Source organism: Enterobacter cloacae complex sp. 402C9 (assembly GCF_050030745.1).
Lineage (GTDB): Bacteria > Pseudomonadota > Gammaproteobacteria > Enterobacterales > Enterobacteriaceae > Enterobacter > Enterobacter intestinihominis.
This window is the reverse complement of record NZ_JBLGUW010000001.1, coordinates 2,655,257-2,670,530: the sequence shown is the minus strand read 5'-3', so window position 1 is coordinate 2,670,530 and position 15,274 is coordinate 2,655,257. Positions and strand designations below refer to the sequence as shown.

At 56.8% G+C, this 15,274-nt stretch carries 10 protein-coding genes; 6 read left to right on the top strand and 4 right to left on the bottom strand.

What is annotated here, in order from left to right; genetic code table 11:
- Positions 1-28: 28 nt before the first annotated feature.
- Positions 29-760, bottom strand: a complete 732-nt coding sequence (gene ycgR / locus ACQG1K_RS12725; protein WP_022648423.1) for a flagellar brake protein YcgR — start codon at positions 758-760, stop codon at positions 29-31.
- A gap of 160 nt (positions 761-920) precedes the next feature.
- Between ycgR and ACQG1K_RS12720 the strand changes: the two genes are divergently transcribed.
- The gene (locus ACQG1K_RS12720; protein WP_367074344.1) at positions 921-3,023 is read left to right on the top strand and encodes a TonB-dependent siderophore receptor; all 2,103 of its coding nucleotides are present in this window, start codon (positions 921-923) and stop codon (positions 3,021-3,023) included.
- A 72-nt stretch (positions 3,024-3,095) separates the two neighbouring features.
- Here the strand turns inward: ACQG1K_RS12720 and ACQG1K_RS12715 are convergent, their stop codons facing one another.
- The 3 genes from ACQG1K_RS12715 to ACQG1K_RS12705 form a co-directional block, all read right to left on the bottom strand.
- Positions 3,096-4,778 (bottom strand): alpha,alpha-trehalase, encoded by a 1,683-nt coding sequence (locus tag ACQG1K_RS12715; RefSeq protein WP_367074346.1) that lies wholly within the window; start codon positions 4,776-4,778, stop codon positions 3,096-3,098.
- 213 nt (positions 4,779-4,991) lie between these two features.
- Complete coding sequence (gene gap, locus ACQG1K_RS12710; RefSeq protein ID WP_023306461.1) at positions 4,992-6,002, bottom strand: type I glyceraldehyde-3-phosphate dehydrogenase; 1,011 nt, start codon at positions 6,000-6,002, stop codon at positions 4,992-4,994.
- A gap of 78 nt (positions 6,003-6,080) precedes the next feature.
- The gene (locus tag ACQG1K_RS12705) at positions 6,081-7,061 is read right to left on the bottom strand and encodes a GlxA family transcriptional regulator (RefSeq protein WP_022648419.1); all 981 of its coding nucleotides are present in this window, start codon (positions 7,059-7,061) and stop codon (positions 6,081-6,083) included.
- A gap of 930 nt (positions 7,062-7,991) precedes the next feature.
- Here ACQG1K_RS12705 and ACQG1K_RS12700 point away from each other — a divergent pair.
- Genes ACQG1K_RS12700 through tssM form a run of 5 tightly spaced genes read left to right on the top strand, consistent with a single transcriptional unit; the run spans position 7,992 to position 15,264 of the window.
- Positions 7,992-8,486, top strand: coding sequence for a hypothetical protein (locus tag ACQG1K_RS12700; RefSeq protein ID WP_006810964.1), 495 nt, complete (start codon positions 7,992-7,994; stop codon positions 8,484-8,486).
- Positions 8,487-8,509: 23 nt separating this feature from the next.
- Positions 8,510-9,013, top strand: a complete 504-nt coding sequence (gene tssJ, locus ACQG1K_RS12695) for a type VI secretion system lipoprotein TssJ (RefSeq protein WP_022648418.1) — start codon at positions 8,510-8,512, stop codon at positions 9,011-9,013.
- 28 nt (positions 9,014-9,041) lie between these two features.
- A complete protein-coding gene (tssK, locus tag ACQG1K_RS12690; protein ID WP_023300335.1) occupies positions 9,042-10,385 on the top strand; it encodes a type VI secretion system baseplate subunit TssK in 1,344 nt (447 codons plus the stop codon).
- A 17-nt stretch (positions 10,386-10,402) separates the two neighbouring features.
- Positions 10,403-11,641: a DotU family type VI secretion system protein gene (locus ACQG1K_RS12685; RefSeq protein ID WP_003859963.1), complete on the top strand. Its 1,239-nt coding sequence runs from the start codon at positions 10,403-10,405 to the stop codon at positions 11,639-11,641.
- A 2-nt stretch (positions 11,642-11,643) separates the two neighbouring features.
- Positions 11,644-15,264 carry a type VI secretion system membrane subunit TssM gene (gene tssM / locus ACQG1K_RS12680; protein ID WP_023306458.1) on the top strand — a complete coding sequence of 1,207 codons (3,621 nt, stop codon included), beginning with the start codon at positions 11,644-11,646 and terminating at the stop codon, positions 15,262-15,264.
- Positions 15,265-15,274: the final 10 nt, after the last annotated feature.

Here is a 15,274-nt window from a genome sequence, read left to right as displayed (position 1 = left end):
CGGGCGGCAGCACGCTGCCCGACGCCTTTCAGCGCACTTTATTCGCGCGTTCCCGCGCTTCACGCTCCAGTGAAAAAATGATGCGCTGTAGTTCGCGCTCGGCGCCTGGCCCGACATTCAGAAAGCGAAAACTCAGTCGCGGCGTGGTAATGGTTTCGTTTTTGCCGTCCACCACCTTGCGCTCGCTGATGGCAATCAGCTGGGCGTCAAACCAGAAGCGTCCCCATCCGCCCATATCCAGCTCGATCTGACTAAAACGCATACCTTCCACCAGCCCTTCCGGCTTCGGCATATCCATCAACGCTCCCATGCCGCCCAGCGACAGGTCGAAGAGACGAAAGCGGATCTCTTTTTTGTCCGGCATTTTCGCCTTACAGAAGTAGGCCGGGTGAAGCGGGGCGCTGATGCGAAAATACTCGCGGCGCTGCACGAACCAGAGATTAGCGGGCAGGGGGGTGATAAACGCAGGCAAACCCTGGTACACGATCGTGGTCAGGCGAGGCAGTATAAACTCAACTTTAGCCCCCTGCGTTTCGGCCATCACCGAGAGGTTTTCTGCCTGTAGCGCGGCACGGTTTTCATCGCTCTGGCTACCCAGATCCACGATCAGGTGTTCTGCCGTCACGTCCAGGATCTTGCTGATAAACTGGCTGGTTGACCAGTTGATGCGCAGCGGCACCTCGCCCTTTTTCAGGTCGCGTAACACCCCTAATACAGCCAGCGGATTTTGTTTCAGGAACTGCTCACTGTAGCTACTCACGCCAGATGGCTCCTCGATAGATGACAGACTGTCTCTGGGTTATCGGCACGCTGGCATGAAACTTAATACAAACGATCTGTTTTTCTCCGCTGATATTGATTCGGTAATAAAAATGATAATAATTGTCGTTCCCAATATCATCTAATAATAAGACGACACTATGAGCACCTCACGTTTTGCGTTAGGCGCGTTGGCAGGCGCCGTTACGCTGGCATTGCAGACACAGGCTTTCGCAGAAGAACCCACCATCGTGGTAACCGGTACAGAGCAGGGCAGCGCGCTCCCTGCCTGGACCAATAGCGCCACGAAATCAGCCGTCGCGGAAAGTAAAACGCCGCAGGTGATCAACACCATCGCCGCTAAAGAGATTGAGCAGCGGCACGCCAGTTCGGTAAACGAGATCCTGCGCTATGCGCCGGGCGTTTCCACGGAGGTGCGCGGGAGCACCTCTTACATGAGCGAGTACAAAATCCGCGGGTTCAACGTCGATCAGGAGTTCTACAACGGCCTGCAACTTCCCTATAACGTCACCGGGAACACCAAAGCGCGAATCGATCCGCTGCTGATTGAGAGCGTCGATATCCTGAAGGGGCCGTCATCCGTGCTGTATGGCGGCGGCTCCCCGGGTGGGCTGGTCAATATTCAGAGTAAAAAGCCGCAGAAAGAGGCGAAAACGGAACTGGGCTTTAATACCGGAAACCGCAATCTGAAAGAGGGGTACCTGGATTCCACGGGGCAGATCGCGAACAGCGACTGGAACTATCGTCTGCTGGGCAAAGCGACGGAAAGTGACGAACAGGCGCACACCACGCGCTATGAAAACTATCTGGTGGCCCCCTCCGTGACCTGGCAGCCGGATGACAAAACGCGCCTGACCATTGACGTGCTGGCGCAAAATACGCCGAGCCTGACGCCGTCTGATCCGATGCCGCTAAGCTATCTGCGGTCTAAATACGCCGATCGTCGTGACTATGCCGGGGATGAGTGGAGCGGTTTCAAACAGCGCCAGTGGATGCTGGGCTACAGCTTTGAACATGAGTTTGACAGTGGCTGGGGCTTTAACCAGAAAGCGCGCTACTTTGACGTGGATACCCACCAGCGCAGCGCCTATTCCACCGGGACGGGCAGCGAGGTCTACCAGCTTAACCGCTTCGCCTATACCACGGATGAAGATTTGCAGAGCTTCAACATTGATAATCAGGTTACCCGAACCGTCGCGCTGGGGGACTGGCAACATCATCTGCTGGCGGGCTTTGACTACCAGAAGCTGAACTCTCACTTCCATTATCGTTACGCCTCGTCCACACCGGGTATCGATATGCGCAATCCGGATCACTCGCAGATCGATAACGATGCACTGGGGCTTGAAACAGCGCAGAAAAACCGTCTCGGCTATCAGCAGAATGGCTATTACCTTCAGGATCAGATTGCGTTTGGCGGGCTTAACGTGCTGGCCAGCCTGCGCTTTGACGACTACCGTTCCGTCACCACCAACTATCTGCAAAACGGTGACAAAGCCTGGGTATCGCAGGATCGCCTCACCAAACGACTGGGGGCGCTTTATGCCTTCGAAAATGGTCTCTCGCCGTTTATCAGCTATTCGGAAGGTTTCGCACCGGTATCGCCGCAGGGTACGCTGACCGCGAAAGGCGTTAAGCCCACCACCAGTAAGCAGGTGGAGGGTGGGGTGAAATATCTGCTGGCGGAATATGCAACTACCTTCACCGCCTCGGTGTTTAACATTCGTCAGAAAAATGTGGTGACCAGCGATCCGGGCTTCCTCAACTACCGCCAGACCGGGGAAGTAGAATCGAAAGGCGCGGAGCTTTCCGCTATTAGTCGTCCAACGGATAACCTGACGCTGATTGCCAATTATGCCTACACCCACGCCATCAATACCGAAGATGACAAGTACCAGGGCAAACGACCGACGCAGGTCCCTGAGAACGCCTTTAATCTGTGGGGAGATTACACCTTTGACAGCACGCCGCTGAGAGGGTTAACGCTGGGGGCTGGTGCACGCTACACCGGGCCGATGGAGATCTCGCCAGCCAATGATGCAGGCAAGCTGGGCGGTACGACGCAGTACGATCTGGCGGCATCTTACCGCATGGGCGAACTGGCGCCATCGCTGGAGGGGCTGGCGCTGAAAGCGAGCGCGCAGAACGTCACCAACAAAGAGACGCTCACCTGCTATGACGCGACCAACTGCTGGATAGGCCGCGACCGCACCTTCCAGGTCGGGGCGAGCTACAGCTTCTGAAAAAAGCCCGGTGGCGCTACCGCACTGAACAGTCCCCTCGCCCCTTTGGGGAGAGGGTTAGGGTGAGGGGCGCTACTGCGCCGCCTGTTTAGCAGGTGCAACATCATCGTTTGCCGCAGGCTGATTCTCCGGTACGCTGTCGCACGGCTTCTCTTTCGGGCAGACCATGTCCAGCATCCTGAGCGTCACACCGTTACTCCAGCCGAAACCGTCCTGCAACGGATACTCACCGCCGCCACCGCCGGTACCTGTCGAAGAGACATCGTACTTCTCAACCAGTTTCTTCTCGCGATCGTAGGTATGCTGAACGTTTTTCAGGAAACGCCAGGTCACGTCCATCGCCACTTTCTGCTGACCATAGTTCTGCAACCCTTCCACCGCTACCCACTGCAACGGCGCCCAGCCGTTCGGCGCATCCCACTGCTGCCCGCTGTTGATGGTGGTGGTAGAAATACCGCCCGGTTTCAGCAGGCGCGACGATGCGGCTGCGGCCACTTTATCGGCGCGATCCTGTGATGCGGCCTTCACATACAGCGGGAAGAGGGCCGCGGCAGTCAGCTGATTACGCACCTTCCTGGTTTTCAGATCGTAATCCGCATACCAGCCCTCTTTATCGTTCCACAGGTGGCTCTCCATGGCTTTCTGACGTGCGGAGGCCAGCGCGTCATATTTACTTGCGCTTGCGGTATCCCCGTCTTCCTGGCTGGCACGGGCCAGCAGTTTTTCCATCTTAAACATCAGCGCATTCAGATCCACCGGCACGATGCTGGTGGTGCGGATGGTACCCAGCTTCTGGGGATCGTCCATCCAGCGGGAGCTGAAATCCCAGCCCGAGGCCGCGGCAGAGCGCAGATCACGGTAAATCTCGGTGGCCGGACGGTTAGGGTTATTTTTGGCGGTGGTCACGTCATCCAGCCACGACTCAGGGCGTGGCGTGTCCAGATCGTCCCAGTAGCGGTTGAGGAGGGAGCCGTCATCCAGCTTCACTACGCGTTTGTTTGCCTGACCAGGCTGGAGCCCAGCAGCCCCCTCCATCCAGTAGGCATACTCCTTCTCCATCTGCGGACGGTATTTCTTCAACGCGTCGCTGTCATGCGTGGCCAACAGTTCCACCATCAAAGAAAAGAACGGCGGCTGAGAGCGGCTCAGGTAGTAACTGCGGTTACCGTTAGGGATATGGCCCCAGGTATCAAGCTCGTATGCGAAGTTGTCCACCATGTCGCCGATCTTATCCCAGTGGCCGCTCTCGGCCAGCCCCAGCATGGTGAAATAGCTGTCCCAGTAATAGACTTCGCGGAAGCGTCCTCCCGGCACGACATAAGGTTTTGGCAGAGGCAGGAGGGAGTCCCATTTGTTCGCTTTGTCGGTGGTGCGGGTCAGCACTGGCCACAGATCGTCTATGTGTTCGCGCAGGCTCTGGCCCTCAGGGGGAACATATTTCTCACCCTCCTTCGGCAGGATAAAGTTCATCTCCACGAAGTGACGCAGGTCAAAACCGGACTGGGTATGCTGCATCCGGTAATCCGCCAGGATCATCAGCGGGTCGCTTTTGGGAACGGCATCCGCGAAAGTTTTCTGATCCGGGAACAGTTTGGCGCTCTGAACGTCATTAAAGAGGGGGCCAAGAAGAATATCAGGTGAGCTTTGCTGGCTCGTTGGCTGGTCTTCAGCATAACCAAATGCGGTAACACCGAGTAGTGCGCCTGCCAACGCAAGGGGTAAAAAAGCGGGGCGTCGTGCGCGAGGTCTTATCATCGGTTCGTCTCCTGTCTTCGCTGAGCAGCGTGACCGCTGTTGTCAATTACCTGAAAACCTTAGACGAATATCGATAACTTCGCGTGTTGAATGTCCCATTTTTCGCATAACCAGATAATTCGGGTGCGCTTTCACTACACCAGGGTTGAATTACTTAATTTTTAACCACACCACGGAAAAGCCGGGTAAGCTTCACGCCACCCGGCTTAAGCCCTACAACCCTTTTTTATCCATCAGCACCGCCAAATCCACCAGACGGTTTGAGAAGCCCCACTCGTTGTCATACCACGACAGGATCTTCACCATATTCCCGCCAATCACCAGCGTTGAAAGCCCGTCGATAATGGATGAGCGCGGGTCGCCCTGATAATCACTGGAGACAAGCGGTTCATCGCTGTAGCCCAGGATGCCTTTCAGCGGCCCGCTACCGGCAGCCTGACGGAACGCGTCATTCACCTCTTCAGCGGTCACGTTGCGGCTCAGCGTCACCGTCAGATCGACAATCGACACCACTGGCACCGGCACGCGCAGGGAATACCCGGTGAGTTTACCGTCCAGTTCGGGGATTACTTTCCCGAGCGCTTTTGCCGCGCCGCTGGAATAAGGCACAATCGATAATGCTGCCGCACGCGCGCCGCGTAGATCTTTTTCTGGCTGGTCATGCAGCGCCTGGCTGTTGGTGTAGGCATGCGTGGTGTTCATCAGCCCGTGTTCAATGCCAAACTGCTGGTGCAGCACCTGCGCCGCTGGCGCCAGACCGTTAGTGGTGCAACTCCCGTTACTGACCACAAAATGCTGGGCCGGATCGTACAGCGTGTGGTTCACGCCCATTACCACCGTAAGATCATCATTTTTAGCCGGGGCGGAAATAATGACGCGTTTTGCGCCGCCGCTCGTGATATGCACCGCCGCTTTATCACGTTCGGTGAAGAAACCGGTGGCTTCGATTACCACCTCAACGTCAGCGTCTTTCCACGGAATGTTTGCCGGGTCGCGTTCACTGAATACGGTGATGCGTTGCCCGTCAACCTGTAGCGCGCCGTCCGCCGCTTCCACAGGTACCGGTAGCGTGCCAAGCAGAGAGTCATATTTCAGCAGATGGGCGAGGGTTTTACTGTCCGTCAGATCGTTAATGGCCACAATCTGGAGATCCGGATTGCCCAGCGCCGCGCGCAGGACATTACGTCCGATACGGCCGAAACCGTTAATACCGACCTTAACCATGATGCACTCCTTATCTGTGTTGTCTGGAGTTACTGTAGGTGTCAGGTCGGTTGGCGTAAATGACAAAAAAGGATCAGATTACGCCATTCTGCGGCAGTGGAAGCGCTGGCGATATTCGCCCGGCGTGAGATGAAGCTGCTTTTCAAAAACGCGGCGCAGGTTGATGCTGGTCCCAAACCCGCTTTTTTCGGCAATGACCTCAAGCGGATACGGGGTCTGCTCCAGAAGCTGTCGTGCGGCGGCCAGGCGCGCTTCGGTGACATAACGGGCCGGAGGTACACCGACGTCACGCGTGAACACGCGGGTGAAATTGCGCGGACTCATGGCGACCCGTTCGGCCAGCCTTTCGACGCACAAATCTGCGGTGAGGTTTTGCAGGATCCAGCTTTGCAGTTCGCTAACCGGTCCGGTCGCGCCGGACTGCTCCAGATTATAGCGGCTGAACTGTAGCTGGCCGCCAGGCCGACGCAGGTACATCACCATATCCTGCGCCACGTTGCGGGCGAGGGTGAAGCCGTAATCATCCTCTACCAGCGCCAGTGTCAGATCAAACCCGGAACTGACGCCGCCGGACGTCCAGACGGGACCATCCTGAACATAGAGCGGGCCGCCCTCAACGTTGACCGCAGGATAGCGGGTTTTCAACGTTTCCAGAAGCCGCCAGTGGGTCGTTGCCCGGCGCCCATCGAGCAGTCCGGCCTGTGCCAGCAGCAGGGCCCCGCCGCAGACAGAGGCGACGCGTCCCGCATGCGGCGCGGCCAGGTGCAGCCAGTCCACCACCGCAGTGCTTTCCTGCTCATTCATGCCACGGCCGGTGATGATAATCGTGTCCAGCGGCTCGCGCGGATCCAGCTCCGGCAGGCGATAGTCCGCCAGCAGATTTAAGCCGGACTGGCCATGGATCACCAGGTGAGGCTGGGTAGTGGCAATAATGATGCGGTAGCGGGGCTGCGCCAGACCGTCCGGGTGCAGACGGTTGGCCTGCATCAGAATGTCGGCTATACCGGCGGCTTCAAACAACATGCCACCATCAGGAACAATTATCAGGATCTTCTTCATGTCCTGAAAAGTACCTTTCTTACAATATAAGTCAAGTGGAGGACGTTGACAGTTACCGAGCACGGTTATGGTCAACCCCGATGTCGGCACCGGCACATATTTTGATACCTACTTAACCTGTTTTTACCGCTCGGCCTGTAAGCTATGGTGCGGGAAAACAAAGAACTCATAACAAATTTTCATCATGTTTGTAATAAATCGTCGGAGTGGTGGAAAGCAAGCAATAGTGTAGTGACGGTAAAATGCCAAATGAAGTTCGCCTGTCGAAAGCAGCGTCTTTATTCATTACCTGGGAAGGGTGGGTTATATTTTGAGCAATGCTTTGGCGAGCAAGAGTGTAGTCAGGCTTAATTATTCATACGGCCCAGACGAAAGAAAATTATCTTAAGAAGGGGGGAGAGCATAAAGTTAATTTGCGGCGTGAAATTAATTTTTTCATCCTTACTGTGTTTTCTTAATTTGATGGGACATCGTCCTGAGTATTGACGATTTGCTATCGATACAACAAATAATTCGTGTGAGATATATTCATATGCAACTGAAAAATTCTCCGTTCTACTAATTATGGTAGTGGCAGAAATAGTGGTATTACGTTAGTGATAATGGTTCTCTTTTGGGTTTTTTTGTCTTTAAATCAGTTAATTGCGCGATTTCTCTATTTTTCAGATTAATCTCAGAGTGAGGCGAATGCCTCATGAATCAGCAGTAGCGAAAAAGGAAATATTGAAAAGGCGATAAGCTCATGTAAACTTGTTTACCGTTTGTCAAAATATGTCAGGATTACGCTGGGCCTTATTCTCGAAGGCTCGTGCGGTAGCTATGCCCAAATAATAGTAACGCCCCGGAAAAACCTGACTATTTTTAACAATAGCACCTAAGTCAAATTTTATCCCCTCTCTTCATCCTCTAAATATCGCTACGGAAAAGCATATGAAACTGCGTGTATTGTTATCACTTCTGTTTGTTATGGCGGTGGCGGGCTGTAAGGCGCCGCAAAAACCAGCGATCACCGATGATACGATTGTGACCAGCCAGGTTAATGGCATCACGCTGACGCACCGTCACGCTGTTACCCCTCCGGCGGAGTTCACTCAGGTGAATGAACCGTATCGTGCTATGTACCCGGCATCCCTGATGAGCCGTCCTGACTACGGTGGAAAAGTGATCCGTACGCTTGAGACCGGAAAAACTTACGTCGTGCTTGGGCAGGTTGAACATTTCTGGATGGCGCTGGCCGATGAAGGGAGTGAACAGCTGATTGGTTACGTGCCGATGCGTGCCGTGATCAAGGCCGACCAGTACGAAGCCACCGTGCGTAAACAGGCACTGCGCCCTAAAGCGCGCAAGAAAACCACCTGTGTTGATGTCGATGGCAACAGCAAAGCCTGCAAAGACAGCGCGAACGGTACCTGGATCCTGAACTAAACGGGTTTCACGAGCATATTTTTATGAATAATAAAAATTTCCATCGGATGTGGTTCCCTTTTTTTGCGTTGATTCTCGCGCTGATCGGTGGTTGTACGTCGTCTTCACACAGCGACCCCTCCCGCTACAATCTTCAGTTTCAGGCTCATCCTCAAATCAATGATTCTGCACCGCTTAAGGTCAGAGTATTGCTGCTGAAATCTGATGCGGATTTCATGTCCAGCGACTTCTACTCCTTACAGAACAACGCGTCAGCCACGCTTGGCGCGAATCTGCTGAACAGCGATGTGTTCTTCCTGATGCCGGGCCAGCTTTCGAAAACACTGAGCGGTCAAAGCTCACCGGAAGCGCGCTATATCGGCGTAATGGCGGAATACCAGGCGCTTGACGGCAAAAAATGGCGCGTCTCACTTCCTTTGCCTGTTCCCGGCGAAAACGCGATTTACCAGTTCTGGAAATGGTCCGCAGATGAACTCCAGGCCAGCGTCTTCCTTGACGTAAATGGTATCCGGGTCATCAGCCAGTAACGCCCTTCATAACAGGAAAGAGATCATCATGACGAAAGCAGAAAAGGTCGTCTGGACCGAGGGCATGTTCCTGCGTCCCCACCATTTTCAGCGGACAGAAAGTTACCTCCTCAACCACGTTCGTGAGTGGGGGGCCTTGCAGCGTTCGTATCTCTGGGGCTTTCTCGACCTTGAGCTGGATGAAGCGATGCTTCGCCAGGGCTGTATTGCCCTGAGCTACTGTAGCGGTTTGCTGCCTGACGGCACCTTTTTCCAGGTGCGCAGCGACCGCAACGGTCCGGCCCCGCTAAAAATCCCCGATAATCTTACCAATGAAAAGGTGGTGCTTGCGCTGCCGGTTCGTCGCGGTGGACGTGAAGAGGTGATTTTCAGCGAGGAGCACTCTTCTCTGGCGCGTTTTATTACGTTTGAACAAGAGGTAGAAGACGACAACGCCATGTCGGTCGGGGAAGCGACGGTTCAGTTTGGCCGCCTGCGTCTGACCCTGATGCTGGAGAAAGATCTGACGGCAGAATGGACCGCCATCGGCGTGGCGTGCGTCGCTGAAAAGCGCAACGACAACCACGTGCGGCTGGATAACAGCTACATCCCGCCAATGCTGAACGCCAATAACAGCCCGCAGCTGTACGGCATGATCAATGACCTGCACGGCTTGCTGGTGCAGCGTAGCCAGCAGATCGGCGGCCGCCTGCGCCAGCCGGGGCGTTTCAATACGTCCGAGATGGTTGAGTTCACGCTTCTTTCGCTGATCAACCGCCACCTTGGCGACATCTCACATTTAAAAACGCTGCCGCTGCTTCACCCTGAAGCGCTCTGGCGAAGCTGGCTGCCGTTTGCCACGGAACTCGCCACCTGGACGCCGCAGCGTACCGCAGAGAGCGTACTGCCGGTATACGACCATGACGATCTCGCCCTTTGCTTCGGCAAAATGATGCTGATGCTGCGTCAGGGGCTGTCGCTGGTCATGGAAGATCATGCCATCCAGCTGCCGCTGCACGAACGCTCTCACGGTCTTAACATCGCCACCGTGCCGGAGACCAGCATGGTCCGCGAATTTGGCTTCGTGCTGGCGGTAAAAGCCAATGTCCCCGGCGAACACCTGCAAACCCATTTCCCTGCCCAGATGAAGGTTGCGCCAGTCTCGAAAATTCGCGATCTGGTTCAGCTCCAGCTGCCGGGCATCATGCTTCGGGCAATGCCCGTCGCGCCGCCGCAGATCCCGTGGCATGCAGGCTACAGCTATTTCGAGCTCGAGAGGGGCAGCGAACTGTGGCACGAGATGGACAAGTCTGGGGCATTCGCGCTGCATCTCGCAGGGGAATTCCCGGGTCTCGATATGGAGTTCTGGGCCATCCGTAGCCCGACAGAATAATAAAGCGAGCGCTTAATATGCAGGAACGACAGGATACCGGCAGTGATGCCGTGTTTACCGGAGCCAGTGGGAACAATCAGCTGGTGGCGGCCGCCAATCCGCTGCTCAATGCGATTCCGCAAATCCGTCATTCGGTTTCCCACGACGATCAGGTCGGGCTGCGCCAGCGCCTGATTGACGAAATTCGCCGTTTCGAGGTGCGATGCCAGCAGGCGGGCTTACCATATGAAGTGATTGTCGGCGCGCGCTACTGCCTCTGCACGGCGCTGGACGAAGCCGCCGCTCTGACCCCCTGGGGAAGCAGCGGCGTCTGGTCAAGCAATGGTCTGCTGGTGACGTTTCATAACGAAACCTGGGGTGGCGAGAAGTTTTTCCAGCTGCTGGCACGTCTTTCGCAGAATCCGCGCGAACACATTCTGCTGCTGGAGATGATCAACTACTGTCTGCTGCTCGGCTTTGAAGGCCGCTACCGCGTACTGGACAATGGCCGGACCCAGCTTGAAACCATCAAACAGCGCCTGTGGCAGATGATCCGTGGCGTTCGCGGCAGCTACCCGCCGCCGCTCTCGCCGCACCCGGAAGATCGCCCCGTTCTGCGCAAGCTCTGGCGGCCGATGATTCCACTCTGGGCGTGCGTGGCGCTGGTCGGCTTTATCGCCTGCCTGTTCTATATCGTGCTGAACTGGCGTCTCGGTGATAACACCAGCCCGGTGCTGGCGAAAATTTACCAGTCCCAACTGCCGGAAACCACGATCCAGCAACCTGCGCGCCAGCTGCCGGCGGTACTGAACCTGCGCGGCTTCCTGAAACCGGAAATTGATGCCGGTCTGGTGGCCGTTAAGGATGAGGCGGATCGCAGCGTGGTGATCCTGAAAGGGGACGGACTCTTTGCCTCGGCCTCAACGGTGGTGCGCGATCGCTATGAGCCGGTCATCGACCGCATCGCCCAGGCGATGAATAACGTCAGCGGCAAAATTCTGGTGGTGGGGTACAGCGACAACGTGCCGATCCGCAGCGCACGCTTCGCCTCTAACTATGAACTCTCGCTTGAGCGCGCCCGTTCGGTGCAAAAACAGCTCCAGGGTAGCCTCTCGCAGCCTGAGCGCGTCAAAGCCGAAGGGCGGGGCGAGATCAACCCGGTAGCGCCTAACACGACGCCTGAAAATCGCGCCCGTAACCGCCGCGTGGAGATTACGCTGCTGGTATCGCCTGACAATACCCAGGCCGAGCTGAACGGATTGCCGCAAGGAAACTAAGGATGCTGACTACTCTACTTTCTATACTGACCAATCGCATTCTGTGGAGCTTCCTGGGCGTAACGGCACTCGCGGCGGTCATCTGGATGATTGGCCCGCTGTTGTCCATCGTGGACACCCGGCCCCTTGAATCAGAGCAGAACCGCGTCATCAGCATTGCGGTGGTCTACCTGATTTGGGCCCAGAGCCACATTCTGCCGCGGCTGTATAACGCCTGGCTGAACCGTAAGCTGATGGACAAGCTTAACGAAAATACCACCAGCCCGGAGGCGGCCGATCCGCAGAAACGTCTGAACAGCGAGGAGCAGATCCTTGCCGGGCGTTTCGATGAAGCCGCCCAGATGCTGAAAAAAGCCCACTTCAGCAAAGCGGGACATGGCGCGCAGTGGACGCAGCGCTTCAGTACGCAGTACCTCTATCAGCTGCCGTGGTACGTCATTATTGGCGCGCCGGGTTCAGGTAAAACCACCGCGCTGGCCAACTCCGGGCTGCAATTCCCGCTGGCGGACCGCTTCGGTAAAACCGCGCTGCGCGGCATTGGCGGCACGCGCAACTGTGACTGGTGGTTTACCAACGAGGCGGTTCTGCTGGATACCGCGGGGCGCTACACCACTCAGGAGAGCGAGCAGGTTCAGGACGCCGGGGAGTGGCTGGAATTTATCAACCTGCTGCGTAAATACCGCCGTCGCCAGCCCATCAACGGCGTGATTATCACCATCAGCATTTCCGACCTGCTTTCGCAGTCCGCTGAGGCCTCCCGCCAGCAGGCGGTCAACCTGCGCCAGCGTCTCTCCGAGCTGCATGAACAGCTGGGTATTCGCTTCCCGGTGTATGTGATGGTGACCAAAGCGGATCTGCTTAAAGGCTTCCGCGCCTGGTTTGCGGATTACGACAAAGCCCAGCGCGATCAGATCTGGGGCTTTACGCTGCCGTGGGAGCAGACCAAACACGCCGATTACGACCTGATGGGCAACTTCCAGCAGGAATTTTCCCTGCTGCAACAGCGTCTGGATGCTGGCCTGCCGGAAACCATGCTTAAAGAGCATGACGCCAAAACCCGTGCGGAAGCCTATCTCTTCCCGCAGGAGTTCGCCGCGCTGCGTCCGCTGCTGGCAGACTACCTGAGCACGGTCTTTGCCCGCTCAAACTTCGAAACCGAATTTTCGCCGCGCGGCATCTACTTTGCCAGCGGCACCCAGGAAGGGATGCCGTTTGACCGCGTGATGGGCGAGCTGAACCGCGCGCTCTCCTTACCTGAAGGGGAGGAAAGCACGCGCTGGGATTCGGTAAGCAAAGAGGCGCCGATCCCGGGCGCGAAGGGCCAAAGCTTCTTCATTAAAAATCTGCTGCAAAACGTGATTTTCCAGGAAGCGGGCATCGCCGGGGAAAACCGCTGGTGGGAGCTGCGCAACCGCGCCGTGATGTGGTCCGGCTACGCGGCGCTGCTGGCCCTGCTGGTGATCCTGGGTGGTCTGTGGCTGACCAGCTACGCCAAAAATAAAGCTTATCTGGAAGAGGTAGATGCAAAAGTGCCGATGCTGGAGCAGCAGAGCAAGGCGCTGCAAAATCAGCCCCAGCGAGATCTGTTTGCGCTTCTGCCGCTGCTTAACAGCCTGGTGGATCTGCCGAAAAGCGATGCCTTCGACGTTAACAACCCGCCGGTTTCCCGCCGCATGGGGCTTTATCGCGGGGATGACGTCAGCGATGCCTCGCAGTCTCTGTATCAGAAGGCGCTGGATCAGATGCTGCTCCCCGCCGTGGCGATGCACATTACCACCTGGCTGCGCAACGACAACGGCAGCGACGTGGAGTACAGCTATGAGGCGCTGAAAGCCTATCAGATGCTCTACCAGCCTAAGCATTATGACGGTAAATTCCTGCACTCGTGGGTGATGCTCAACCTGCAACGCAACCTGCCGCAGAACGTGACGCAGGCGCAGCTTCAGGAGCTGGAATGGCACCTGACGCAGCTGCTGGAGCCAAAAATTCAGGCTTCACCGTATGCGCAGGATGAGGATCTGGTGGCCCGTGAAAGGGCGCTGATCAACCAGCAGCCGCTCTCAACACGCGTATATGGGCGCCTGAAACGTCTGCTGGAGCATGATGAGAACCTGAAGCCGGTTTCGCTTTCTGATCTCGGCGGCCCGCAGAGCGAGCTGGTGTTTTCGCGCAAAAGCGGCAAGCCGGTGAGTGAGGGCGTACCGGGCCTCTACACGCCGGACGGCTACTGGAAAAGCTTCAACGACCAGATCGACAGCGTGACCACCGCCCTGCACGAGGACGATGCCTGGGTACTGGGAGCGACCACTGCCCAGGAAGATAAACAGCAGATCGACAACGCCGTGCGTCAGCTCTACATGCGCGACTTTATCGTTAACTGGGATCGCTTTCTCGCTGACATTCAGCTCAACAACAGCGCCGATCTTTCCCAGCGTATCAACACCGCGCGCCTGCTTTCAGGCACCAATTCGCCGCTGCGCCGTCTGGTACTTAACCTGAGCAAGGTGCTGACCCTGTCGCGCACTGCGCCTGCGCCGGAAGATGCGCAAAAAGCGGAAGACCAAAGCAACCGCGCCACCCGCACGCTGGAAGCGCTGTTCAGCAACGGTGACAATGCCCCGACGCAGGGCGCGGTTGTGACGCAGGCGCCTGAGCAACTGGTGACCGACCACTATGCGCCGATGATTGAGCTGGCGCAGCCGCTGGAGAAGGGCGGTAAGACCATCGTCTTTGATGATTTTCTCAAGCAGGTTGACGAGCTTTATCGCTACCTGACTGCCGTTCAGGATGCAGCAAACAGCGGTATGCCTGCGCCGGGCGGCGATGCAATTAGCCGCCTGCAAGCCAGCGCGGGACGTCTGCCGGGCGGGCTGCAAACCATGTTCAGCAATATGGCCGTCGGCGCCAGCAGCGACACTCAGCGTCGCGATCTGGAGAACGTGCGTAAGCGCATTAACGTGGAAGTGGGTGGGTTCTGCCGTCAGGCGATTGCCGGGCGTTATCCGCTGGTGCGCAGCGCCAGCACCGAGGTGACGCCGGACGATCTCGCCCGCATGTTCGCGCCGGGCACCGGACTGATGGACACCTTTTTCCGCGACAACCTGACCAACAAGGTGGACACCACCCAGGCGAACTGGCGCTTTATGCCGGGCATCGACGGTAAAACGCTTCCGGGCAGTGAAGGGCTGCTGCGTCCGTTCCAGCAGGCGCAGTCTGTCCGCGATGCCTTCTTCGCAAACGGCGCGACCACGCCATCCTTCAAGGTGACGGTGCGCACCGTGCGTATGGACAATACCATTCTGAACCTGACGCTGGACGTGGACGGCCAACTGCTGCGCTACAGCCACGGTCCGCAGGCGGTGCAGATCATGACCTGGCCGGGGCCGGGCGGGACGAACCAGGTGCGTATGCAGCTCGGTCTTGCCAATGGCAGCACCGCAACGCTGGTGACCAACGGTTCCTGGGCGCTCAACCGCTTTTTCGACAAGGCGCGCACCAGTCCTGGCGCGGGTAGCCTGAGCCGTCAGGCGACCTTCAACGTCGACGGACATCAGGTCACGCTGGAGTTTGCCCCGAACAGCATCCGTAACCCGTTCCAGCTTCCCCGTTTCTCATGCCCATAACCGCAAGGAC